This is a genomic window from Devosia naphthalenivorans (genome assembly GCF_003056355.1).
Lineage (GTDB): Bacteria > Pseudomonadota > Alphaproteobacteria > Rhizobiales > Devosiaceae > Devosia > Devosia naphthalenivorans.
Map to the genome: position 1 here is coordinate 226,198 of NZ_PYVW01000004.1, position 21,410 is coordinate 247,607.

The window sequence follows — 21,410 nt, forward strand, 5'->3', positions numbered from 1 at the left end:
CAAGTGGCTGCTTCGCCAAGACTTCCCGCAATCGGGGAAGCTCGCATGACACTGCTGCCGGCGGCGGCGAGAAATAAGACAGCAGTTCGAGCTAATTCCTGCTTACGAATTAATTCCTTGGGCAATAGCGGGCGACGATGCCGGCGCGGGATTCTGACTATTCAAACAAGAAAGCACCGCATCAACAGCCGGTTAGCGAAAGTCCGGCAGGACCAATGAGTAACGCGGCAACGGCAACCACGAGATGCACCTACCTCTTTTGATCCCACGAAGTGGTAGCGCTGGGGGCTCGATGTAACGGCACCGTAACGCCCCGGTCACGCCCATAGTGCTAACGTTTCGTTAACACACAGGCCACCTATCCACAGAACTGGCCGAATCGGGAGGGTGAAATGATCAACTCAGGAAATGGTGCGGCCGTTGCAGGCGATGACCCGGGCTCCAGTGCCAATGCGATTGTTTTCTGCGCCAGCCATGGCGCCATGTACCAAGGCCTCGTGCAAGCCATACAGGCGCATTTTCCGGACCATGAAGTGGTTCTTCTGGAGCACCTGCCGGAGCCGGATATTTTCGGCTCGAAGGTACGCCTGCTATTGCTCGATCATAAATCTGCGGGAGCTTTCGCGAGCACCGTCGCGTCTTGCCGGGAGCATTTTCCCCATACCGCCATTGGCGTGGTGATGCGCGATGCGGAACAGGGTTCTGCCGAATGCGAGGGCCTGTTCGATAGTGGTGAGATACAAGGGCTTTTGCCGCTCGACCTGAAGCTGGAAGTCTGGCTTGCGGCGATGTCTCTTCTATTGCAGGGGGGTGAATATTGTCCGCCGGCACTGGCGCGCCGCGCGCACCACAAGCGGCCGGTGTCGCATAGCGCGTTCGATCAGATGGCGGCGTTCCGGATTCCCGTTGCAGAGGCTATCCATCTGACAAGGCGGGAGCGGCAGGTGCTTGAGCTGCTGTCGGAGGGGTACCAGAACAAGCTGATCGCCGATCGCATGGCCCTCTCCGAGCACACGGTCAAGGTTCACGTGCACAACCTCATTACCAAGATGCGCGTCAGCAACCGCACCCAGGCGGCTGCCGCCTACCGGTCCGGACGGTACGCCACGCCGATGCCTCTCAACGGTCAATCGCTACTTGGCGCCTACCAATTTCGTGGCCGGCACTGATGGGCCGGATCGATGTCCTGCTGCCCTTGATCGGCAAGCTGAACTATTGCTGGACCAATACCGAGAGCCTGCTGATCTACCTGATCGTTCACATGATGGACTGCAGCAAGGAAGCGGCCATAGTGGTCTTTCTGACCCTGAACACGACGAGGGCACGGCTCGATCTCGTCGAACGGCTCGCCAAGATGAACGCGACCCTGCCCGCGGACCGCAATGAGGTGCTCGACATAACGGGGCGGATGAAGCGTGAAGCAAAGGTGCGGAACAAGTATAATCATTCCGTCTATGACTTCGATGAAAACGGGGAGCTTGAAAGCACCCAGTTGTTGCGCATTGCGGAGTTCGGGAACGAGCTGAAATACGGCAAGGTCGAAGAAATCGACAATTCGGAGTTTCAGCGGCTCGCGGACACAATCGAAAACATCATTGGGATCAATGAAGACATGTGGCGTTTCATTCGCGCCAAAGGCATCAAGGATCTGTGATGCAGTTGCTAGACCTTTGGAGCCATGACCCCGAACCGGAATTGTCCGCATAACTCTGCCCTAGTCTGCACCAGTTGCCCGTTTCACCTATGAGCGGGTCGACGTCAGGTGCTTTGATGGGCGAGTGAGCAGATGAGGCCGGCCAGTATCAGCATCCTGGGCAGTTGCAGCGTAAGCGTTGCCGGCGAAATACTGCCTGGTGCGCCGTCCAGCCTGTTCCGCATCGCAGCTTTCCTCGCCTTGTCGGGTCACAGCTTCTCGGCCTCCCGGCAGCGGCTTGGAGCCCTGCTCTGGCCTGACAGCGTCGCTGCCAAATCAGCGGGGAATTTGCGCCAGGCACTCTCGCGCATCCGCCATTTTCAGGCCGATCACAACTTTACCTTGCTTGATGGCAATGCCGTTGCCGTCTTCATCGATGCCAGCAGATCGGTCCAATTCGATGTGCTGGTTTTGCTGGACCGATTGTCCGATCCGGCACCGCGTGCGGCACTGGACCTCTGCACCATTTATGCGGGCGAATTCCTAGCGGATCTGCCCTATTCCGGGAGCGAATTCGAAGACTGGCTGGCGCTGCAGCGGGCGCAATTGCGCGACCGGTGCGCCGATCGGCTTTCCGCGGCACTTGCTGAAACCAGCGGCCTGTCGGACACCGAGCGCGTGACCTGCGCCCAGAAGCTGCTGGAACTCGATCCCTGCAATGAAGAGGCCTATTGCTGCCTGATGCTGTACGCTGCCGAGCACGGGCACCGGTCCCGCATCCATGCGCTGTTCGACAGTTGCCAGCGACAGCTGATGCGTGAGCTGGGGGTGCGGCCGTCCGCACGAACCGTGCATGCTTTCCAGGATCTGCTCGACCGCCTGAATGCCATGACGGCGTAGCGGCATTTGCCGCCGGCCCCAGTGGAGTCCGGCGGCGGCGCCTATAGTGCTAAGGCCTGACCTCGGCGAGCTTCTGGAGGAGGCTCTGCCGATCATCGAGCGACTTAAGGCGGATCGTCATCGTCTCGGTCTTGATCGGGGTCTGTGGGGGTAGGCTGAACTCTACGCCCGGCGCGTGTTCGGAGGCCCATTTTTCGAAGCGCTGCAGTTTGTGGCTGCCGCTGATCGGGATGGTAAAGCTGTATTTGAAGGTCATTTGATTGGTCCAGGAATTGACCGGCAGTCAGGCGGCGCAAAGAAGCGCGGCGCTCGCCGGTGCATGCATGCTGTCATGTTGTGAAAAATCGTCCCTGGTGCAGCTTTGCTACGGCAAGTGCTACACCAGGCAATCAGCCTATGAGGAGGCTGCCCTTGCGAACTGGACTTATGGCAAAGGAAAATGCTTGCATGCCCGATATGTCGGACAGTGTAGCGACTTTGTCAAGGCGGACACCCAAAGACCCGCGATGAAACGCCGAAACTTACGAGAAAATACGCCATAAAACGGGAACACTCGTCGTTGTAATTTTAGTTACTAACGAAACTCACGTCGTGATTATTGATATCTAGATATTCCCCATGGCTCGCTAGATCTCCATTTTTACTATTTCCCCCGACATCAATCTTTCGGAAAATCTAGCCATTTAGATCCAGCGTCAGCAAAATCTTGCCGAACGCTATCCTCGGGCGCGTCGATACAATCGCCATTGAACAGACGGCCCATGCAGCGCCGCGGCTGGCTCATTGATACCGGTGGCCGCTATGCTCTATGACCTTGGCCATGACCTCCACGAAAAGGCTGAGCCGTGAGTGAGCGCAAATTGGTGTGGTTGTATCGCGCCGTAGCGGTTGTGGTCCTGGTTTGTGCATGGTGGCTCGCCGCCTCGGTCATTGGCCGCAACCTGATCCCCACCCCGCTGGCGACTTGGCAATCAGCCACGACGCTCTTTGCCGAGCCAGAGATCTACGAGGCCGTCTGGAACTCGCTTTACGTGTATCTGGGCGGCATGCTCATCGCGGTGACCATTGGCTTGCCGCTCGGCCTGCTTGCCGGTGGCATTCCGATCGTCGGCAAGACGTTGGACCCGTTCTTCAACGCCCTGATGGCGACGCCGCGGGTCGCTTTCATACCGCTCATCATCGTGCTGCTCGGCCTGGGCTTTCAGGCCAAGATCAGCATCGTGGCGCTGGGCGCGGTGATGCCCATTCTGATCAACACCTATGCCGGCGTGCGCAATGGTGACGCCGAACTGGTGGAAATGGCTCGCTCCGCCGGAGCGACGCCCATGCAGGTGTTCATCAAGATCCTGATGCCCGGCGCGGCGCCGTTTATTGTGGTTGGGCTGCGGCTGGGCGCAACGATCGGGCTCATCAATACCGTGGTTGCCGAACTCTATACGGCGGTGCAAGGGCTGGGCGGCCTGCTCGCCACCTACGGAAACACGTTCCGGATGGGTCCTTATTTCGTCGTGGTGCTGACGCTGGCGGTGCTGGGCGTCAGCGTGACCGAGTTGCTGCGGCTGTTCGAAAGGCGGCTTGACCGCTGGCGGCGGCCCTAGGCGCGATTGAAGAATGGCGAGTTGGGGTCCTGCGTGATCATCTCGCGGATCGTGCCGGTCAGATAGGTTCGCAATTCGATGAATTGCGGGCTGGTCCGGACCTCATCCAGGCGCGGTCGCGGCAGATCGATCGGAACGATCTCGCGCAGCGAACGCGGCGCCGGGCCCATCACGACCACGCGGTCGGCGAGAAGAATCGCTTCCTCCACGCTATGAGTCACGAACAGTGCCGTGAGCTTGCGCCGCTCCCAGAGCCGCAGCAGTTCCAGTTGCATGATCTCTCGGGTTTGTGCATCCAGGCTGGCGAATGGCTCGTCGAGCAGCAGGATATCGGGGTCCGTCGCCAGCGCCCGCGCCAGCGCCACGCGCTGTTTCATTCCGCCAGATAGTTCGGCCGGATAGCTATCTGCAAAGCGCAAAAGGCCGACGCGATCCAGCCAGAGGCGGACCGTCTCTTCTACCTGCGCCCGGCCGACCCCCTGGAGTTCAAGACCGAAGCCTATATTGCCAGCAACGGTTGCCCAGGGGATCAGGCGGAACGATTGAAACACAAAACCGATGTTCGGTCCGGGAACCGGTGGGTGGCCGCCGATGCTGACGCCGCCTGCATCGGCGGCCAGCAGGCCATCGACCAGGCGAAGCAATGTCGTCTTGCCGCAACCGGACGGTCCAAGGATGGTGACAAACTCGCCCGGCGCAATGTCGAGCGAGAAGTTCTCTATGATGGGTTGGCTGCCGGCTGGACCAAATGCCTTGGTTACGCCGCGCAGCCGGATGCCGGTGTCGTCACTTGCCTGGCTCACCGATCGGCAGGATCCATGCCGGGCTCGGTGCCGATCGCTTCCAGCATCTCATCGGTGACGGAGAAATCGATCCAGCGGTCGAGAGCGACAGGCTCCAGATCCGCAAAGTCGGGGCCCTCGAAATTCCACTCGGCGGTGAAGGCAAGGTCCTTGGCGCTCAGGCCGCCATTGACGCTCCAGCTTTGCCCATAGGCCTCGGCAAGGCTTTCGAGGTCGGCGCGCGCCAGATCGGGGCGCGCCTCGGTCATCGCGTCGACCCAGATCCTGGGGTCATCGGCGATGTCACGGGCCAGCTTGGTCAGGGCGGTGACCACGGCGACAACTTCCGGGCGCCGCGCCTCGAGAACCTCGGGGGTAACCACGTTGACCTTGCTCACCACCGGAGCCGCGGCAAAATACTCGTTCTGGTCGACCAAGACGTGCATGCCGGTTTTGTCCGGCAACGTCGTCCACGTTCCCAGCGACATGGTGGTCGCATCGATCTGGTCGGCAGCAAGGGCCTGTGCCCGCGCGGAAGGCTGGCCCAGCGCAACTTGTTCGAGGCTCTCGAAATCGACATCGAGGCCAGCCAGCACCTGGCGGCTGAGGCCCTGGTCGACACTGCCGACCCGGCCAATGCCGAAACTGTGTCCGGCAAGGTCGGCGACATCAGCGATATCGTCGCGGGCGACGATCATGAACGACAGGGACTTGCTCGGGGAGGTCACCGCCTTGAGCTCCATCTGCTCGCTTGCAACCAGCTGCAACAGGCTATCGATGCCGATATTGGCCATCTCCCCTTCCCCTGCCCGCAAGGCCGTGACGGCAAGCGGGGTCTGCTGCACGCGAACCAGCTCGACGTCCACGTTCTCGCGCTCGAAATAGCCAAGGTTCACGGCCAGATCCATGACCGAGTTGGGCACCAGGGGGGGCTCAAGATCGGTGACGATCAGCCGGAACGGTTCAGCGCTCGCCCCACTCATGAGTGCGGCAACGAACGCCAGGCTTGCAACGAACTTGATCACTTGGGGGAGCCCTCCTGCTGGTGCCATGCCTGAGCGGCAGGGCAATATGGTTCTCGCGGTCGCGTGCCCGCCGAGACATCCAACCACAAAGAAGCCGACGCAGCTACTAGCACCGCGTCAGCTGTAAATCACGCGCCTTACAAAGGCGTCGAAACTGCTTACTGGCCAACCATGGCGGCGAGTTCGTCGAACTTGGCTTGAGCCTTCGGCGGGCCCTTGGCGTCTTCGATGGCGGCAAGGTTTGCAGGATCATCACCCACGACGATCAAGCCGACCATGCCCATGCCGAAGTGCGGCAGGCACTTGTAGCCGTAGGCGCCCGCCACGTCGAAGGTCACGCTGATCTCCTCGTTGATCTTGCCCTTGAACTCGGTGCCGCCCTCGGGCAACAGACCCTTGATCACCTCGGCATTGTGACCTTTGTCGGTCGGCACGAAGGTGACGGTATCACCGACTTCGATCTGCAGGAACGCAGGCTCGAACACCATCGCCTGACCGTCCGCGCCCTTGTTCAGCATCTTGACTTCATGCTCGGCGGCGGACAGGGAAACGCTCGTTGCCATGATGATGGCAGCCGAGGTCAATATGGTACGAATCTTCAAGATACTCTCCTGATTTAGAGAATTGAGCGGCAAGCCCACTCGAGCGGCGCCGCCAGTTATGAAACAATGCCTTGAGCGCTGGATGGTTCGCTGCAATAGCTTGTGAGGCCACTACATATACCGGTCATTCCAAGGTTCATAGGCTTGCTGGCCTGAAATGGCACAAGAGCGGGGACGAATACACTGTCGTCGAAGAGCGAACAGCACTGGCCGAGGGCCTCTGAAAGCATGAATGAAACTGCCATCACCGTACATGACGTGACCGCGCATTACGGGAGCAAGAAGGCCCTAGACCAGGTGAACCTTACCGTGCCGACAGGGGCTCATTTTGCCCTGCTCGGCCCTAACGGCGCGGGCAAGACCACACTGGTGAACATCCTCTGCACCCTGCGGCGGCCCGATGGCGGAACTGCCGTAGTTGCCGGGGCAGACGTGATCGCGCGGCCAACCCAGGCGCGGCGATCCATCGGCGTGGTGTTTCAGGACTCCAGCCTCGACGACCGGCTGACCGCATGGGAAAACCTGGAGTTCCACGGTCTCGTCTACGGCATGGCGGCCAAACCCCGGCGGGCCATGATCAGCACGGTGCTGGAACTCGTTGAATTGGGGGACTGGACGCATGAGATCGTCCGGACCTTTTCGGGCGGGATGCGGCGGCGGCTGGAGATCGCCCGCGCGCTTTTGCATCGACCCAAAATCCTGTTTCTCGATGAGCCGACGGTGGGGCTGGATGCCCAGACGCGCCAGCGGATCTGGCAATATCTGGATCGCCTGCGGCGTGAAAGTGGCCTGACGGTGCTCACCACCACCCACTACATCGAGGAGGTCGAGAACGCCGATATCGTGTGCATCATCGATCATGGCAGGATCATCGCCGAGGCGCCGCCGGAGCAGCTCAAGAAGGACCACGGTATTCGTTGGCTTCATGTGGTGCCGCAGGATGCCACAGCGGCCGAAGCTATAGTGCAGCGGTTCCCCCAAGCCCAACGCCTCTCCGGAACCGGCCTCGCCCTTCCGGCCGGTGACGATGACCGCACCGACGCCTTTCTCGCGGAATTCCGCGACCGATTGTCGGAAATCCGGTTCCACCCGCCAACGCTCGAGAGCGTTTTCCTGTCCCTGACCGGCCGGGAATTGCGCGACCGTGCCGATGGCCAGCGCGATGCCGATCGGGCGGCCGGACGACGTGGAGGCCGCCGCTGATGGAAGCCATGATGCTGCTGCGGGGTCTTTATGCCATTTGGCTGCGCGAAATCACGCGCGCTACCCGTGATCGGGCCCAGTTGATTGGCGGTGTCAGCCGGCCGCTGATCTGGCTGCTGATCCTGGGAGTCGGGCTCAATCCATATTTCCGCGGCGAGATTTATGGCGAAGTGCGCTTCGTCATTCCCTACACTTACCTGCAGTTCCTGTTCCCTGCCGTTATCGTCCTCAACATCATGTACACCTCGATCCAGTTCGCGGTGTCGGTGATCTGGGATCGGGAATTCGGCTTTTTGCGCGAAATCCTGGTCTCGCCCATGCCGCGGCCGCTGATCCTGCTGGGGAAGGTATTGGGCGGCAGCACCATTGCCACGATCCATGGCGGGCTGGTGCTGATTCTGGCACGCTTTGCCGATGTGACCCTTTCGTTGCAGCAGATGTTCACCGCGCTGGGGTTGATGTTCGTGCTTGCGTTCGGGTTGACCAGTTTCGGCGTGATCCTGGCGGCTCGGGTGCGAAGCTTCGAGGGGTTTGGAGTCTTTTCCAACACCATCATCCTGCCGCTCTATTTCACGTCATCGTCGGTGTTTCCGCTCGACCCGGCCCTCACGCGAACCCAGATGGTTACCGCCTACCCCGAGTGGCTGGTGTTCCTGGTGCAGGTCAATCCCATCACCTACGCGGTCGATGCGCTGCGCGGCGTCATCATCGGGTTCAACCAGTTTCCGCCCACCTATGGACTGGCCGTGATCTTTGGCATGGCGGCAGTTTTCTTTGTCGTGGCGCTGATCGATTTCAGCCGCTCATGAGTACGCGCCCCAAGCATCGTTGGCGGGCCACCGCCATCAATCTGGGGATCGTTGCGGCGCTTCTGACAGGTCTCAGTTTCCTGCCGCCCGATACTTCGCTCGCCGATCGGCAAAGCGCCGGTGTTCTCAAGCTTTGCGTGCCGCCGAGCTTCCCCCCGCTGGTCACGGGCGAGGAGGGAGCGCCCGGCTATGACGTCGAACTCGCCGGAGCCATTGCGGCCGCACTGGACCTGAAGTTGTCGCTCAATGTCCTGCCCTCCATCGGCCAGGACTATAATCCCCGCAATTGGTTCCTGACGCGCGCTCAATGCGACATTGTTGGCGGCGGCGTTGCCGATACCGCCCAGACCCGCAGCTTCATGCAGACGGTTCCGACCCAGGCCCGGACCGGCTGGATCGGCATATCGCCCACCGGAACGATGCCGCCTCCAGGCAGTGTGGTCGCGGTCCTGCCGGGCACGTCGGGGCTGAACCGGTTGGCACTTTCCGGCTGGCTGCGGCAGCAGCAATTGCGTGCACAACTGGTGCGCAGTCCGGCCGAGTTGAGCCGCGCCTTGACCTCGGGAGCGGCAGCGGCAGCAGTAACCGAGCGCTTTCTGGCGGACGGCATCGATCTTGACCAGACCGGCTTCGTACCGTTCTGGCTGGAGGGCGAAGGTTTTACGAGCTTCCCGATGGCGCTGGGCGTGTGGAAAGGCGATCAGACGCTGAAGCGCGCTATCGATGCTGCGGTCTCGGACCTTGAAGAATCAGGCGCCATGGAAAGGCTGCGCGAACGCTATGGCGTCGATGCGGATTTGGCGCCTGCATCGACGAACCAGACGCCTCCTTCTGCGGTCTCGCCCCTGGAATAAGGGGTAAAACGCATATAGAGGGAAAGTGTCATTGCACTGCCATGAGGTGTGTGGAATACTAACATGCTAGCCTGCCAGCGGCAGTTAAGCCGCTGACCGGACACCATAAATACGACATCTCTATATAATGGGAGGATTAACGGTGCCCCTAAGATCCCCGCGGATCGCCCGCTTCGTTGTTCCACTGATTGCAGGCATGATGACCGCCGGCCCCTCCATGGCCGCCGGCTTCACGGCTGAACAGGCGGCAGCTGGCGAAACCGCCTACAACTCACAGTGCGCGCAATGCCACGGCCGCCAGCTCGAAGGCCCAGAGGCCCCAGGATTGGCTGGCCAGGACGTCATGCAGAACTGGCACAGCGCCGGCGGCCTGTACGACTTCATCTCCGTTGCCATGCCCCCCTCCGCTCCAGGCCAGTTGGGCGAAGAGACCTACCTCAACATCATAGCCTACATCATGGAGTTCAACGGCGCCGCACCCGGCGATGAGCCGCTGACCGCCGATCCTGATCTGCTCTATTCAGTTTTGCTTGCCGAAGAAACCGCGGCAGGTGCAGCAGCCGCTCCTGCTGCCTCCGACGCGACTCCTGCCGCAGAGGCAACATCGGTGCCGCAGGCCTTCACCTGGGGCAAGCAATTGCCCGGCAGCCCAGCGTCTGCCCAACCTGCCGCTCCCACTGCTGCAGCGGAGCCTTCCGTTCCTCAGGCATTCACCTGGGGTCAACAACTGCCGACTGCCGGCGCCAACTAGAGTGTAGCGCGCTTGCGACGCGCACCGAGGAGACAACAATGAAAATCGGACTGATCAATACCCTATTGGTCGCTAGCACAGCCCTGGTGGCACTTTCGACCCCGACCTTTGCCCAGGGCGTGCGGGAAAACTACGCGCCCGTGACCGCCGAAATGCTCGCCAATCCGCCGGCCGAAGATTGGCTGATGTTCCGCGGCGCCTACAACAACCAGGGCTATAGTGCGCTGGACATGATCAACAAGGACACTGTTGGCGATCTGGAGCTTGCCTGGGCCTGGCCCATGGCCGAGGCAGGCATCCAGGAAACAGCCCCGCTCGTCCATGACGGCGTCATGTTCCTGCAGACCAACAACAACATCGTCGAGGCGCTCGACGCCAAGACGGGTGACCTGATCTGGCAGTACCGTCACGTCCTGCCTGAGATTCCGGCAAGCTGGAGCTACCAGGCAAACCAAGCGCGCCGCCAGAAGAACTCCATCGCGCTGTTCGAAGACAAGGTGATCCTGACCACCGTGGACGCCAAGATCGTCGTGCTCAACGCGGCGGACGGCAAGGTTGCCTGGGAGAAGCAGGTCCTCGACTATAATCTGGGCTATAGCTACACGGTTGGCCCGCTGATCGCCGACGGCAAGATCATCTCCGCCATTTCGGGCTGCTCGATCGCTGGCACGGCCGGCGGTTGCTATATCCTCGCCCATGATGTGAATACCGGTGACGAACTCTGGCGCTTCAATACCATCGATGACCCCAACAATCCCGAACAGCAGGAAAGCTGGGGCGGCGTTCCTCCAGAAAACCGCTGGGGCGGCACGCCGTGGACGACAGGTTCCTACGACCCTGAAACCAATACGACCTTCTGGGGTATCGGGATGCCTGGCCCTTATGCGGAACTGATCCGCGGCTCAGGTGACGGTTCGGTGCTCTACACCAACTCGACCCTGGCGCTCGATGTCGCCACGGGCGAACTCAAGTGGTACTACCAGCACCTGCCGCGCGATAACTGGGACCTCGACAGCCCGTTCGAGCGTATCCTGGTCGATCAGGAAATCGACGGCGAGACGCACAAGATGCTGATCTCGGTGCCCGGCAAGAACGGTATTGCCTTCGGTCTCGATCGTGAGACCGGCGAATACCTGTGGTCCAAGGAAACCGTAGTCCAGAACGTTGTCGAGAGCATCGATGAGGACGGCACCGTCAATATCAACGAAGATCTCGTCTTCAACGCCGTGGGCGAAGAATTCCTGGTTTGTACGTCCGTTTCCGGTGGCAAGCTGTGGCAGGCGGGTGCTTACAGCCCGTTGACCGAGACTTTCTTCGTGCCGCTGACAGAAGCATGCAACACGGTTGCTCCCACCCAGACCGAGTTTACTGCGGGTAATGCTGTGGGTTCGGTCAAGTTTGGCCCGCGCGTGCTGCCCGAAGGCATCACCGATGCCGGGCTGATCCAGGCGCTGGACATCAATCCCGAACAGGCCGAATCCAAGTGGCAGTACCGCTACCGCCCAAGCCCCACCAGCTCGGTGCTGGCCACGGCCGGTGGCCTGGTGTTCGGTGGTGACGCCGCACGCGAGATCAAGGCCTGGGATCAGGAAACCGGCGAAGTGCTCTGGTCGCAGCGTCTCAACGCTCCGGTCGGCGGCTATCCGATGACTTATGCTCTGGATGGCGAGCAGTATCTGGTGATCCCCACCGGTTACTCGAACTCGGCAAGCTCGATCTCTTCGGCCTTCCCGGAAATCCCGCTGCCAACCGGTTCGGGTAACTCCATCTTCGTCTTCAAGCTGCCAAAAGCCGACAGCTAAGAGACCAGCACAGAATATGGAAAGGGGCTTCGGCCCCTTTCTCATTTGAGGAGACTGCAATGTTTCGCTTTTTCGGTGTGGGACTGGCGCTGCTTGCATCCAGCGCTGCCTTTGCGCAAACCTCAGGCATACCGCCAGAGGAAATGAACAATACGAGGCGCCTTGCGGGCGACTCGATCAACGTCTGCTTCGACATGACCAGCCTCGGCCGCCCCTTCGACGAGGACGTGGCAAAAGCCATCGGCGATGCCTTGTTTCTGCAAGTCAATGTCGTGGAAGGGTTCGGCGGCTTCCCCGTCAATGGCGATGGGTTCATGGATGAGCTGACCCTGGCCATGAACAACACCTGTGACATGTTCATGGGCGTGTCCGTCTCGGCGAACTCCCCGTTCTCGGAAGCTTTCGCGCTGACACGTCCCTATGCGACCATTCCTTTCGTGCTCGCCGTCACCGACCCTGAGTGGCAGAGCCTTGCCGAGATCCCCAAGGACCGGAAGCTGGGCACCGCCATGTCGAGCCTGGGCGAGATGAACTACATCACATGGTCCCAGCAGCAACCTGAAGCCGAGCGCTGGGTGCGCTTCCCTTATGCCGACTACAACAAGATGGCGACGCGGGTCCTCGACGGCACCATCGCCGGCATGATCCTTTGGCAACCGGCAATGGCGCAACTGCAGGCGGAGCGCCCGGAGGCGGCCGCATTGCGCGTTATCGCCAACGATCCCCTGCCCCCGGCCAGTGTTCGAGTCGGTGCGCTCGTCTCCAGCCGCAATGCGTTCCTGCGCAGCCAGGTGGATCAGGCTATCGACGCCCTGGCCGCTGACGGCACGATCGACGCGCTGATGGAAAAACACCGCTATCAGGGGAATGCAGGCGAGTAGCCGGAGCGCGTCAGAGTGGATTCACTTGGTAGACCTCGGTCTCCTGTAAGTTCCCATCCACTGTGTCATTCCCGCGAAAGCGGGAACCCCTGTTTTGAAACGGAGGTTCCCGCTTTCGCGGGAATGACGCTGTGGTTACTGGGAAACCGGTAAGTGCCGGAAATGAACACTTCGCCTTTCGCGGGACAGGCTCAGGATGAGGTCTACTGGGTAGGTCCTATTATTGCGACACGCTCTAGCCGATACTCAATAGGGGCAGACCCATCGTCGTCGGGTCCGGGAAACCGAGGGCGACGATTACGGCCATGACAATGGCGATGCAAATCGGTTCGGCCTGCCGGAGCCGGCGCTCCGCGTTGGGCCATAGCGCCTGGAGAAACCCGCCACCGACCAGCCCTGGAACGGGCAGGAGGTTCAGCAGCACAGATGAGATGGCGATAAGCTGCAATTGGTCCAGGACATAGAGAACCGCGTAACTGCCCGTGCGAGGCAGAAGCAGCACCAGCGGCTGCAGCAAATCGATCAGGGGCACCAGCACAACCATCGCTGCAAGCCCCAGAAAGGTGACGAGCGCAGCGCCGTATCGCCCAAAGCGGCTTTGGGCTGCATCATACCAGATGCTGCGAACCCAGCTGACAGCGAACAGCGCGGCGAACGCCGCACCCCACACCGACAGATGTACAAAGGGATTGAGGCTCAGCCGTCCGTCATGCTGCGGCCGCCGGTCTCCCATGGCGCGCGCCAATGCAGCCAGCAGGAAGCCTTGCAGTGCAGCATAGAGCAAGAAAGCCGCCAAACGCGACACGATCTCGCCCATGCTGAGCTCTCGAAGAAATTGCACGTTCTGTCTCGCTGGTTGGCCCGCGCGACCATAGGTGTTTCGGTGCGCCCAAGGCAACAAACCTCCGCCGTCGACGCACTATACCTGAGTGGCACCAACACGCCCGTTGGGCGTTGAATTCCTCATCAACCACGAGGAGACCATCATGACCGCATCCAAGACCCTATGGATTCTGGCGCCTGCTGCCGGGCTTTTCATGCTCAGTTCCGCTGCTGCACAGGATAATATGATCGGTGGCAAGGCCATTCCTGCCGATCAGGTGCAGGCCGTCGAAGACTGGTGCGACGAGTTGCAGGCCCAACAAGGGTTAACTGGCACCCAGGAGCCTGAAACAACCATGACCGAGGAGCAGACCGAAGCCGCCGTCGGTAGCGAGAGCGCTGACAGCACCGGCTTCGACGTCAGCACGGTGACGCTCGAGATGTGCCAGGAGGGTGGATTTACCGAGCAGGACGAAGAGTAACGTAGCGGCCCACAAGCCGAAGTGTTTACTTCGGCACCGGCCAGTTCCATTCACGGTGTCATTCTGCAGAAGCGGGCAACCTCAGTTTCGAAGGGAGGTTCCCGCTTTCGCGGGAATGACACCGTGATCATTGAAAAGTCGGTGGATGCCGGAGACCAATACTCCCCACCAAGTCGACGCGAGAGCCTAACAGCGCTATTTTCGGAAGATCTTGTCCAGTGCCTTTCCCCTGGCAAGCTCATCGATGAGCTTATCCAGGTAGCGGATCTCGCGCATGGTGGGCTCTTCGATTTCTTCAACGCGGATGCCGCAAATCAGGCCCTTGATCAGCGCACGTGAAGGGTTCATCTGAGGCGCCTGCGCGAAGAAATCTTCAAAATTGGTGTTCTTCGCCAACTGCTCCTCAAGTGCCTTCTGGTCATACCCGGTCAACCAGCGGGTGATTTCGTCGACCTCGGCTTTCGTGCGGCCCTTCTTCTCCGCTTTGGCGATATAGTGCGGATAGACGCTGGCAACGCTCATTGAATAAATCCGATGCTTGGCCATGCGTCCTCCGGTCTTTCAATGGCTTGTCCCGAACTTACCCAATGGCCGCGGCGCGAGCAAACCCTGAACACTTTGCCCCGCGACGCTGCGCCGCTCCCCCCTTGAATGCACGAGCGCCAAGGGATTAAGGATGAGCCGGCCCCGCTCCTCCCCCCAGCACGAGCCGAACAAGTCCAAGCTTTCTTGCCGCGATCGGACCCCTTGCAGGGTCCGTCGCGTCATTCCGGAGATACACCAAATGCCTTCAGCCGCCGCGGATGCTTCCGCCAAGCCAGCAAACTCGCGCTCTCGCGTCCTTCTTGCGAGCCTGGTCGGAACGACCATCGAGTTTTATGACTTCTACGTCTATGCCACTGCGGCAGTGCTGGTTTTTCCGCATCTGTTCTTTCCCGCTGGTGACGAGACCACGGCGCTGTTGTCGTCCTTTGCGGTGTTCGGCGCGGCGATGGTGGCCCGGCCGCTCGGTGCGGTGTTTTTCGGCCATCTTGGGGACCGGCGCGGCCGCAAGACCACGCTGGTTGCAGCACTGCTGACCATGGGGCTGGCGACGTTCCTGATCGGCGTACTCCCCACCTATGCCGTCGCTGGCTGGTTTGCTCCCGCACTTTTGGTGATCCTCCGGCTGGCACAGGGCTTTGCCTTGGGCGGCGAATGGAGTGGGGCAGCCCTGGTGGCGACGGAAAACGCACCGAAGGGCAAGCGGGCCCTGTTCGGCACGTTTCCTCAATTGGGCGCCCCAATCGGCTTCATCATAGCCAATGGTCTCTTCCTCATCATTGCGGCGCTGATGCCCTCGGAAGATCCATCCCGCCCCTCCACGGCATTCCTCGAGTGGGGTTGGCGCATCCCATTCCTGTTCTCGGCAGTGATGGTGATCGTCGGTCTCTGGGTGCGGCTCAACCTGGTGGAAAGCAGTGCATTCGCCAAAACCGTCAAAACGGGACAGGTCCGCAAGATGCCGCTCGCCACCGTGTTGCAGCAGAACCTGCGCGAGCTGGTGCTCGGCACCTTCTACATGCTCGCGACCTATGTTCTGTTCTACCTGATGACGACGTTCTCGCTCAGCTATGGCCGCGCCGCCATCGACGCGGGCCTTCCGGGGCTGGGCTACGAATACACCAACTTCGTGCTGATGATGATCGTCGGGGTGGTGTTCTTCGGCGTATTCACACTGGTCTCCGGGCCATGGGCGGACCGCTTCGGCCGCCGCAAGACCTTGATCTGGGTCACGCTGGGTATTGCGGTGTTCGGGCTCAGCTGGGTGCCGCTGCTCGCTGGCGGATTCGTGGGCGTCATGGCCTGGCTGATCATCGGCTTCACGCTGATGGGCCTGACATTCGGACCGATGGGAGCGCTGCTGCCCGAGCTGTTCCCGGCCAATGTGCGCTATACCGGCTCCGGCATTTCCTACAATGTCTCATCCATTCTGGGCGCGGCAGTTGCGCCTTTCGTCGCCGTGGCGCTCTGGAGCTGGGGCGGCGGCAGTCCGTTCTGGGTCGGGGTCTATCTTACGGCAATGGCGGCAATTACCCTCGTGGCGTTGTTGCTCGGGCGTGAAACCAAGGATGTCGATATCGAGGCGTGAGATCGAAGCCGGCGGGCGGGCAATCACCTGCCCCCGGCGATTGTGCCATTGCCTGCCCGCTGCTACGGTCGAGGCCATGAGCGGCGAAAAAGAAAGCGCCAACGTTTGGCAATCTATCTGGCGCGGCGTGAAATGTAGGTGTCCACGTTGCGGTAAGGGCTGGCTGTTCCACCACTATGTCGAGCAGGTGGCTCATTGCGCCAACTGCAAGGAGCCACTCGCCCGCTACAAGGTCGGACTGCTGCTTCCCCTGGTGGTCATTACAATCATGATTCACATCCTGGCGTTCGTGATGCTTGAGATGGAATTGAATGGATATGGCAATCCGCTGATCTATCTCTACGTCCTGGTTCCTCTTTCGGTCATCGTTCCCATCGCCATCCTGCCTTCAAGCAAGGGCGCGATCATTGGCCTCCTCTGGGCCAAGGGCTGGAGCGACGAGTTGGATCGCTGAGGCTGGATGACGGCCGGCCAACGCGCTGTGAAGCTGACGGGGAACGCAGAAATATCGCCGCGCAATGTTGGGGTAATGGTGGCGGGTCAAATGACCGGGGTGTTCAAAAGAAAGGAACATCCAAATGAAAAAGCACCTCCTCTTCCTCGCCGCCGTAATCGCAATGGCGCCAGTCGCCTCGTTCGCTGAGGAGTACGAGCATGATCTCACCATCCACGGCCGCTCGCCTGAAAGCCTGATCGCCAGCCTGGCAGAGACGGGCATCGACGCTGAGCGTGTCGAAGAATGGGGCAGCATGATCCGCGTGGACGCTCGCGATCCTGACAGTGGGTCCCACTACTATGTGCTGCTCGACAAGGACACCCTGCGGCCCCGCCAGACCGCCTCGAACACGGCTCGCCAGGCAAGTGCCCAGTCGTCCGGCTCCGGCTGGACTGCAGAGACATTCAACCCGGCGCGCAGCCTGATTGAATAGCAGTTTTCAGGCCAGCCGCCGAGGTCACACCTCGGGGCTGGCCCGAACGGCAGGGCACCATCGTGGAGCCGCTATTGCAGATGCAGTGCAAGACGTTCGATAGATGGTCCGGCGCAGGCATCCGAACTGACTACGGCAAACACGGGCGGCTGCTGGGATGAATGAAAATAGTTCACCAGCCTATGCCAATAATGGTCGAGCTTGGTGAGCATCACAGGCTGCTCGCCGTAAATCCTGCCGCTGTAGACATAGGCGAGCAACTGCCCCCGAGCGCGCGCGTCGATGGCCGACTGATGCCAGCCAAGCGGAGACACAGCGGTAATCTCGATGCGGCAAGCGTCCCTGCTGACAACCCAGGACGTTCCTTCAAGACCCTCTCCCGGCGACAATGCGAAGCCCTCTCCAGCCAGCGTGTCGACAAGAATGGTTCCGGCAGCCTGCTGGTGCGGCTGATCGGCAGCGTTGCTGCGCCAGGTCTTGAGCCCAAGGCTTAGGACCAGCAGGGTGATGAGCGCGACTTTAGTCCAGGCTGATGGCATCGCTACGCACCGCCAACCATCCGATGGCGACTATGGCCAATGTCGCCAGCCATCCGGCAATGCCGGCGCCCGTCTCGCCATGGATGAGTTCAAAATGCTCGGGATAATAGCCGATGAGGCTGATGCGGGTGACGTTGATCAGCATGACCGCGGCACATGCCAGCAGGCCCAGGCCAAGTTTCGCGCTGGACCACTTGCCGGAGGTGATGTTCACCAGGCCGACAAAAGCGAGGATAACGAGGGAAATATTGGTGAAGGAGGAACATCCAGGAGCGATCCACAAAGCGCCGGAGCCATCGGCGAAAGGGACTAGATTGCCATTTCGCGCCGACCCGACAGCCAAGGAAACCAGGAAGGCATCGACGGCAAGGACCGTCTCATTGAAGACGCTCATCACGAGCCGCGCCCAAAAGACCGGGATGGTGGCTGCCAACAGGATTATTGCGCCGCGCCGCAGCATGCTGCCCGGCGCCGACCGGATGAGCAGTGACAGCGACAGTCCGGTTACGACAAGCCAACTCAGGGCGGGAACCGGCAGCAGTACGCCTATGCCGGCACCGGCGGCCAGGGCCCAGTCGCTCCCATGGATTTCCTCCGGAGCCGAGCGGTAAACCAGCAGAAGACCTGCGCCAAGGGCCAGCCAGACGAAGACACTGACGTCAAACGTGTTGAGTGCCGCGCCGAGGAAACCCTCAAGGCTCACGGAGGTGAGAACTTTTTCCGAAAGACCATTGGCGCTGCCGATCGCGATGAGACTTCCGAACAGCAAGGGTTTCGAAACGGCTTCCCCCAGCGCAATCGGGAAAGTGGCTTTCAGGCTGCTCACCCGTCGGCCTTGTCCAGGCGCCGCTTGCGGGATTTGATCCAGAAGATCCCACCCGCCACGGCCAGAATGGGCAAGCCCACCCCTGCTACCGGCCCAGGAGCCCCAACCTGCTTGCCACCCTTACCCCAGCCCAAACCGGGAGTGTCTCCCCTGTCGGCGGGCTTTTCAGCCATGGCTGCCGGGACTGTGGAGAAGGCGATCGCGAGTACAATTGCAATGGTTTTGAGGAACATGGCAATTCTCCATTCAGCAGGAATACTCCGCCTTCGCGCCATGGTTCGCCATAGACTATTGTGGCTAGCGGCTCCCTGCACTCAGGGGGCCGATAGCTGGGTAGCTGTCCGATGTTATGCTCAATATCATTGCATTCATCCGCCAATCTATTTCGATTGTGCGATGGATGGCGCCTTCTATGATGGGTGAGAGGGCACGGCGGTGCTCGGCAGGAGGTCGAAGGATGCGGACGCCAGAGGATGTCTTCGAGGACCATCTGCGTCTCCGCATCGAGGGGCGCCTGGAGGACGATCTCAGCCGCAACTACGCTGACGACGTCGTGCTTCTCACTTCCAATTCCCAGATGGTGGGGCACGATGCCATCCGGACCTCTGCCACGCGCCTGGGGGAGCAACTGCCCGAGGCGCGCTTCAAGTTCCTGTCCAAACGCGTCCACGGGCCTTATGCGTTTCTGGTGTGGGAAGGGCGATCATCCAATTTCAACGCCGTTTCAGGAGCGGATAGTTTTGTCATTCGAGACGGTAAGATCGTCTTCCAATCGATCCATTACCTGCTCGTCGACGATGAGGCGCTAGCCGGGATTAAGCGCGGGTAGATAGTTCAGCGCCGCCGACGCAACAAGGTGATGGCCGCAACCGACAAAGCGGCGCCTGCGAGCACCAGCAGCAGTCTGTCTCCGCCGGCACTTGCGGTATGCTGCCAGCCGCCGCTGACCTTGAGATCATCATGGATCGGCTCAAACACATTGCCCGCAGACGCAGCGGCCTTGTCTTTGTGGATCTGCATGATCAAGGCCGCCCGTCGGATAATTCGGGTGGTCAGCACCGGCGCAATTGCAGCCGGCCATGGCACCAGGGCCGCCAGACCGCCGGCAAAGGTTTCCGGTCGCGGGCGGCGCGCGAGCTTGACGATCGCCTTGGCGACAATCTCCGCAGAATAGCGCGGATGGATAGGGGTGACTTTGTGCCCGGTAAAGTTCGCTGCGTGCTGGTAGATCGGCGTGTCTATGGCGAATGGAAAAACGGTGCAGACGTGAATGTCCGGCGCATCGTGGACCTCTTGCCTTATGCTGTCTGTGAGGCCTCGGATGGCGAACTTGCTGGCGGAATAGGCCGAGGAATAGGCTTCTGCCGCGAGGCCCAGAACAGAGGACACATTGATAAGGATGCCCGATCCTTGTCGGCGGAACTGGCGTATCGCGGCCTGCGAGCCGTACAGATAGCCCACGACATTGGTCATGATGACCCGTTCCAGCACAGCGGGCGGCACCTCCTCGACCCGGCCGAATTGCAGCACGGCTGCGCAATTGACCCAGATGTCGATGCGGCCGAATTTCGCCAGCGCCTGTTGAGCGATCATTGCCACGACCGATGCATCTGCAACATCAGCAGGCACCGCAACGGCTACCCCGCCCAAGGTCTCGCATTCGCGTACGACCTCATCGAGTGCGTTGCGGCGCCGTGCCACAAGCACCAGATGCGCACCGTGGCGGGCAAATTCATGTGCGGTGGCGCGGCCATTGCCGCTCGAAGCACCGGTGATGACGACCGTATGCCTGTCCATCGCAACGGCTTTATTGTTCCGGCACAATGCTGATGTCGCCGCCGACCTCAAGCACCGCGAACTTGATCTGATCGAGACGCTCGACGCCATGCTTCGAACGGGCCGATTCCAGCACGTCTTCTATATCCACGCGCGCCCGCTTGAGAGCTCGAGCATCGGGTTTGCCCAGGCTGATCAGCACGGTGGGCACACCGTCGAGCAGTTTTTCAGCTCGCGGTGAGTGTTCCTTGAGGTAGGACATCAGGATATCGAGCGTGAACAGCGTGATGATCAGGATCACGGCATTGATGATTGAGAAGTCATCCCCCAGCAGCGCTTGCTGCGTTGTTTCGGCGACGATCAGCACCAGGACGAGATCGAAGGCTGTCATCTGGGCTAACGTGCGCCGGCCGGAGAGACGAATGATCACCAGCAGAACGATGAAAACGACGGCGCCACGAATGACGGTCTCCATGGTGATCTCCTATGGAAAAATGAACGTCGAAATGGAAACCGACGCACCATCGTCTATAGCCGCGCGGAAGTCGGCCATGCCCGGATTTTGCGCGCGCAAGTGAAGGGTGACTTGGGCCGCCGACTGGGGGTCTACGCGGAAGATCATGACCTCTCCGTCCGCACTTGTCTCGCTGCGGTCCGGTTGCGGCTGCACGCTCTCCAGTTGGAACGTCTCGGCGAAGTCGGACGACAGGGTCAAACGGCGCTCGGCGCCTCCCGGCTCGAATTCGACCAGGATTTCATCGGGTGCTTCCCAGCGGGTGAAGCGGGGATAGTCGATCGAAGCACCCTCTAGCGAGGCGCTGGTGCGGGCCAGCGGCCCTCCAGAGCCGGTCAGCCCCAATAACGCCAGGATGATTATGGCTCCGAAGCCCACCCAGACCCAGCGTTCGACGGTCCAGAAGCGCTCCTGAAAACGGCGGTGCTCTTCGAGTTGCAGCCCATCCTCTCTTATCGAGGGAAACTTGATTTCCTTGTCGCTCATGACTTCCCACCTGTTCACGGAAGGAACGGCAGGCGATGTCTAAAGTTCCTGATGGGCTACCCGGC

General features: G+C 60.6%; 27 protein-coding genes. 15 read left to right on the plus strand and 12 right to left on the minus strand.

Going from position 1 to position 21,410, the window contains the following annotated elements; all coding sequences use genetic code 11:
• The first annotated feature begins 392 nt into the window (after positions 1-392).
• From C8264_RS08435 to C8264_RS08445, 3 genes are all read left to right on the plus strand, one after another.
• The gene (locus C8264_RS08435) at positions 393-1,169 is read left to right on the plus strand and encodes a helix-turn-helix domain-containing protein (protein WP_108460529.1); all 777 of its coding nucleotides are present in this window, start codon (positions 393-395) and stop codon (positions 1,167-1,169) included.
• Entirely contained in the window at positions 1,169-1,654 is a 486-nt protein-coding gene (locus tag C8264_RS08440) for a hypothetical protein (protein WP_108460530.1), read from the plus strand. Before C8264_RS08435 ends, C8264_RS08440 begins: the two co-directional genes overlap by 1 nt.
• Before the next feature lie 132 nt (positions 1,655-1,786).
• Positions 1,787-2,533 carry an AfsR/SARP family transcriptional regulator gene (locus tag C8264_RS08445; protein WP_108460531.1) on the plus strand — a complete coding sequence of 249 codons (747 nt, stop codon included), beginning with the start codon at positions 1,787-1,789 and terminating at the stop codon, positions 2,531-2,533.
• Positions 2,534-2,582: 49 nt separating this feature from the next.
• Here the strand turns inward: C8264_RS08445 and C8264_RS08450 are convergent, their stop codons facing one another.
• Positions 2,583-2,789 carry a hypothetical protein gene (locus tag C8264_RS08450; RefSeq protein ID WP_108460532.1) on the minus strand — a complete coding sequence of 69 codons (207 nt, stop codon included), beginning with the start codon at positions 2,787-2,789 and terminating at the stop codon, positions 2,583-2,585.
• A gap of 589 nt (positions 2,790-3,378) precedes the next feature.
• Between C8264_RS08450 and C8264_RS08455 the strand changes: the two genes are divergently transcribed.
• The gene (locus C8264_RS08455; protein ID WP_245892987.1) at positions 3,379-4,131 is read left to right on the plus strand and encodes an ABC transporter permease; all 753 of its coding nucleotides are present in this window, start codon (positions 3,379-3,381) and stop codon (positions 4,129-4,131) included.
• Here the strand turns inward: C8264_RS08455 and C8264_RS08460 are convergent.
• The 3 genes from C8264_RS08460 to C8264_RS08470 all read right to left on the minus strand — a co-directional run bounded on the left by C8264_RS08460 (position 4,128) and on the right by C8264_RS08470 (position 6,501).
• Entirely contained in the window at positions 4,128-4,934 is an 807-nt protein-coding gene (locus tag C8264_RS08460; RefSeq protein ID WP_108460534.1) for an ABC transporter ATP-binding protein, read from the minus strand. The two genes, C8264_RS08455 and C8264_RS08460, sit on opposite strands and share 4 nt — an antisense overlap.
• Complete coding sequence (locus tag C8264_RS08465) at positions 4,931-5,938, minus strand: ABC transporter substrate-binding protein (protein WP_245892988.1); 1,008 nt, start codon at positions 5,936-5,938, stop codon at positions 4,931-4,933. Before C8264_RS08465 ends, C8264_RS08460 begins: the two co-directional genes overlap by 4 nt.
• 158 nt (positions 5,939-6,096) lie before the next feature.
• Positions 6,097-6,501, minus strand: a complete 405-nt coding sequence (locus tag C8264_RS08470) for a pseudoazurin (RefSeq protein ID WP_108460625.1) — start codon at positions 6,499-6,501, stop codon at positions 6,097-6,099.
• Between the two features lie 267 nt (positions 6,502-6,768).
• Here C8264_RS08470 and C8264_RS08475 point away from each other — a divergent pair, with 267 nt between their 5' ends.
• The 6 genes from C8264_RS08475 (at position 6,769) to C8264_RS08500 (ending at position 12,840) form a co-directional block, all read left to right on the plus strand.
• Positions 6,769-7,743, plus strand: coding sequence for an ATP-binding cassette domain-containing protein (locus C8264_RS08475; RefSeq protein WP_108460536.1), 975 nt, complete (start codon positions 6,769-6,771; stop codon positions 7,741-7,743).
• Positions 7,743-8,552, plus strand: a complete 810-nt coding sequence (locus C8264_RS08480) for an ABC transporter permease (RefSeq protein ID WP_245892989.1) — start codon at positions 7,743-7,745, stop codon at positions 8,550-8,552. The genes C8264_RS08475 and C8264_RS08480 overlap by 1 nt, the downstream gene beginning before the upstream one ends.
• Positions 8,549-9,406 (plus strand): substrate-binding periplasmic protein, encoded by an 858-nt coding sequence (locus C8264_RS08485; protein ID WP_108460537.1) that lies wholly within the window; start codon positions 8,549-8,551, stop codon positions 9,404-9,406. Before C8264_RS08480 ends, C8264_RS08485 begins: the two co-directional genes overlap by 4 nt.
• A gap of 142 nt (positions 9,407-9,548) precedes the next feature.
• A complete protein-coding gene (locus tag C8264_RS08490) occupies positions 9,549-10,157 on the plus strand; it encodes a c-type cytochrome (RefSeq protein WP_162783519.1) in 609 nt (202 codons plus the stop codon).
• Positions 10,158-10,195: 38 nt separating this feature from the next.
• Positions 10,196-11,959, plus strand: coding sequence for a pyrroloquinoline quinone-dependent dehydrogenase (locus C8264_RS08495; protein ID WP_108460539.1), 1,764 nt, complete (start codon positions 10,196-10,198; stop codon positions 11,957-11,959).
• A gap of 59 nt (positions 11,960-12,018) precedes the next feature.
• The gene (locus tag C8264_RS08500; RefSeq protein ID WP_108460540.1) at positions 12,019-12,840 is read left to right on the plus strand and encodes a substrate-binding periplasmic protein; all 822 of its coding nucleotides are present in this window, start codon (positions 12,019-12,021) and stop codon (positions 12,838-12,840) included.
• A gap of 235 nt (positions 12,841-13,075) precedes the next feature.
• Here C8264_RS08500 and C8264_RS08505 read toward each other — a convergent pair whose 3' ends face one another.
• Entirely contained in the window at positions 13,076-13,681 is a 606-nt protein-coding gene (locus tag C8264_RS08505; protein WP_162783520.1) for a zinc metalloprotease, read from the minus strand.
• A 145-nt stretch (positions 13,682-13,826) separates the two neighbouring features.
• On the opposite strand from C8264_RS08505, the gene C8264_RS08510 reads away from it, so the two are divergent.
• Positions 13,827-14,144, plus strand: coding sequence for a hypothetical protein (locus C8264_RS08510; RefSeq protein ID WP_162783521.1), 318 nt, complete (start codon positions 13,827-13,829; stop codon positions 14,142-14,144).
• A 195-nt stretch (positions 14,145-14,339) separates the two neighbouring features.
• On the opposite strand, the gene C8264_RS08515 is transcribed toward C8264_RS08510, so the two are convergent.
• Complete coding sequence (locus C8264_RS08515; RefSeq protein ID WP_108460543.1) at positions 14,340-14,690, minus strand: DUF2200 domain-containing protein; 351 nt, start codon at positions 14,688-14,690, stop codon at positions 14,340-14,342.
• A 238-nt stretch (positions 14,691-14,928) separates the two neighbouring features.
• Here C8264_RS08515 and C8264_RS08520 point away from each other — a divergent pair, with 238 nt between their 5' ends.
• The 3 genes from C8264_RS08520 (at position 14,929) to C8264_RS08530 (ending at position 17,204) form a co-directional block, all read left to right on the plus strand.
• On the plus strand, positions 14,929-16,275 hold the full coding sequence (locus C8264_RS08520) for an MFS transporter (RefSeq protein ID WP_108460544.1): 1,347 nt from the start codon (positions 14,929-14,931) through the stop codon (positions 16,273-16,275).
• Positions 16,256-16,729: a DUF983 domain-containing protein gene (locus C8264_RS08525; protein ID WP_108460545.1), complete on the plus strand. Its 474-nt coding sequence runs from the start codon at positions 16,256-16,258 to the stop codon at positions 16,727-16,729. Before C8264_RS08520 ends, C8264_RS08525 begins: the two co-directional genes overlap by 20 nt.
• A gap of 124 nt (positions 16,730-16,853) precedes the next feature.
• The gene (locus C8264_RS08530) at positions 16,854-17,204 is read left to right on the plus strand and encodes a hypothetical protein (RefSeq protein WP_108460546.1); all 351 of its coding nucleotides are present in this window, start codon (positions 16,854-16,856) and stop codon (positions 17,202-17,204) included.
• Positions 17,205-17,275: 71 nt separating this feature from the next.
• Here the strand turns inward: C8264_RS08530 and C8264_RS08535 are convergent, their stop codons facing one another.
• The 3 genes from C8264_RS08535 to C8264_RS08545 are packed head-to-tail and all read right to left on the minus strand — an operon-like array spanning position 17,276 to position 18,802.
• Positions 17,276-17,743 carry a hypothetical protein gene (locus C8264_RS08535; protein WP_108460547.1) on the minus strand — a complete coding sequence of 156 codons (468 nt, stop codon included), beginning with the start codon at positions 17,741-17,743 and terminating at the stop codon, positions 17,276-17,278.
• Positions 17,724-18,569 (minus strand): hypothetical protein, encoded by an 846-nt coding sequence (locus C8264_RS08540; protein WP_108460548.1) that lies wholly within the window; start codon positions 18,567-18,569, stop codon positions 17,724-17,726. The genes C8264_RS08535 and C8264_RS08540 overlap by 20 nt, the downstream gene beginning before the upstream one ends.
• Positions 18,566-18,802 (minus strand): hypothetical protein, encoded by a 237-nt coding sequence (locus tag C8264_RS08545; RefSeq protein WP_108460549.1) that lies wholly within the window; start codon positions 18,800-18,802, stop codon positions 18,566-18,568. The genes C8264_RS08540 and C8264_RS08545 overlap by 4 nt, the downstream gene beginning before the upstream one ends.
• Before the next feature lie 224 nt (positions 18,803-19,026).
• Between C8264_RS08545 and C8264_RS08550 the strand changes: the two genes are divergently transcribed.
• A complete protein-coding gene (locus C8264_RS08550) occupies positions 19,027-19,398 on the plus strand; it encodes a nuclear transport factor 2 family protein (RefSeq protein ID WP_162783522.1) in 372 nt (123 codons plus the stop codon).
• 5 nt (positions 19,399-19,403) lie between these two features.
• Here the strand turns inward: C8264_RS08550 and C8264_RS08555 are convergent, their stop codons facing one another.
• The 3 genes from C8264_RS08555 to C8264_RS08565 are packed head-to-tail and all read right to left on the minus strand — an operon-like array spanning position 19,404 to position 21,345.
• Entirely contained in the window at positions 19,404-20,366 is a 963-nt protein-coding gene (locus C8264_RS08555; RefSeq protein ID WP_108460551.1) for an SDR family oxidoreductase, read from the minus strand.
• 10 nt (positions 20,367-20,376) lie between these two features.
• Positions 20,377-20,820: a DUF421 domain-containing protein gene (locus C8264_RS08560; protein ID WP_108460552.1), complete on the minus strand. Its 444-nt coding sequence runs from the start codon at positions 20,818-20,820 to the stop codon at positions 20,377-20,379.
• Positions 20,821-20,829: 9 nt separating this feature from the next.
• Positions 20,830-21,345: a hypothetical protein gene (locus C8264_RS08565; protein ID WP_245892990.1), complete on the minus strand. Its 516-nt coding sequence runs from the start codon at positions 21,343-21,345 to the stop codon at positions 20,830-20,832.
• Positions 21,346-21,410: the final 65 nt, after the last annotated feature.

What these genes read in the sequence shown, in the direction of transcription:
- C8264_RS08525 (WP_108460545.1), top strand. Translation starts at nt 16,256, where the DNA reads ATGTCGATATCGAGGCGTGAGATCGAAGCCGGCGGGCGGGCAATCACC.
- C8264_RS08555 (WP_108460551.1), bottom strand. Translation starts at nt 20,366, where the DNA reads ATGGACAGGCATACGGTCGTCATCACCGGTGCTTCGAGCGGCAATGGC.
- C8264_RS08440 (WP_108460530.1), top strand. Translation starts at nt 1,169, where the DNA reads ATGGGCCGGATCGATGTCCTGCTGCCCTTGATCGGCAAGCTGAACTAT.
- C8264_RS08550 (WP_162783522.1), top strand. Translation starts at nt 19,027, where the DNA reads ATGCGGACGCCAGAGGATGTCTTCGAGGACCATCTGCGTCTCCGCATC.
- C8264_RS08500 (WP_108460540.1), top strand. Translation starts at nt 12,019, where the DNA reads ATGTTTCGCTTTTTCGGTGTGGGACTGGCGCTGCTTGCATCCAGCGCT.
- C8264_RS08480 (WP_245892989.1), top strand. Translation starts at nt 7,743, where the DNA reads ATGGAAGCCATGATGCTGCTGCGGGGTCTTTATGCCATTTGGCTGCGC.
- C8264_RS08510 (WP_162783521.1), top strand. Translation starts at nt 13,827, where the DNA reads ATGACCGCATCCAAGACCCTATGGATTCTGGCGCCTGCTGCCGGGCTT.
- C8264_RS08565 (WP_245892990.1), bottom strand. Translation starts at nt 21,345, where the DNA reads ATGAGCGACAAGGAAATCAAGTTTCCCTCGATAAGAGAGGATGGGCTG.
- C8264_RS08560 (WP_108460552.1), bottom strand. Translation starts at nt 20,820, where the DNA reads ATGGAGACCGTCATTCGTGGCGCCGTCGTTTTCATCGTTCTGCTGGTG.
- C8264_RS08520 (WP_108460544.1), top strand. Translation starts at nt 14,929, where the DNA reads ATGCCTTCAGCCGCCGCGGATGCTTCCGCCAAGCCAGCAAACTCGCGC.
- C8264_RS08535 (WP_108460547.1), bottom strand. Translation starts at nt 17,743, where the DNA reads ATGCCATCAGCCTGGACTAAAGTCGCGCTCATCACCCTGCTGGTCCTA.
- C8264_RS08515 (WP_108460543.1), bottom strand. Translation starts at nt 14,690, where the DNA reads ATGGCCAAGCATCGGATTTATTCAATGAGCGTTGCCAGCGTCTATCCG.
- C8264_RS08495 (WP_108460539.1), top strand. Translation starts at nt 10,196, where the DNA reads ATGAAAATCGGACTGATCAATACCCTATTGGTCGCTAGCACAGCCCTG.
- C8264_RS08470 (WP_108460625.1), bottom strand. Translation starts at nt 6,501, where the DNA reads ATGGCAACGAGCGTTTCCCTGTCCGCCGCCGAGCATGAAGTCAAGATG.
- C8264_RS08545 (WP_108460549.1), bottom strand. Translation starts at nt 18,802, where the DNA reads ATGTTCCTCAAAACCATTGCAATTGTACTCGCGATCGCCTTCTCCACA.
- C8264_RS08435 (WP_108460529.1), top strand. Translation starts at nt 393, where the DNA reads ATGATCAACTCAGGAAATGGTGCGGCCGTTGCAGGCGATGACCCGGGC.
- C8264_RS08530 (WP_108460546.1), top strand. Translation starts at nt 16,854, where the DNA reads ATGAAAAAGCACCTCCTCTTCCTCGCCGCCGTAATCGCAATGGCGCCA.
- C8264_RS08475 (WP_108460536.1), top strand. Translation starts at nt 6,769, where the DNA reads ATGAATGAAACTGCCATCACCGTACATGACGTGACCGCGCATTACGGG.
- C8264_RS08445 (WP_108460531.1), top strand. Translation starts at nt 1,787, where the DNA reads ATGAGGCCGGCCAGTATCAGCATCCTGGGCAGTTGCAGCGTAAGCGTT.
- C8264_RS08450 (WP_108460532.1), bottom strand. Translation starts at nt 2,789, where the DNA reads ATGACCTTCAAATACAGCTTTACCATCCCGATCAGCGGCAGCCACAAA.
- C8264_RS08485 (WP_108460537.1), top strand. Translation starts at nt 8,549, where the DNA reads ATGAGTACGCGCCCCAAGCATCGTTGGCGGGCCACCGCCATCAATCTG.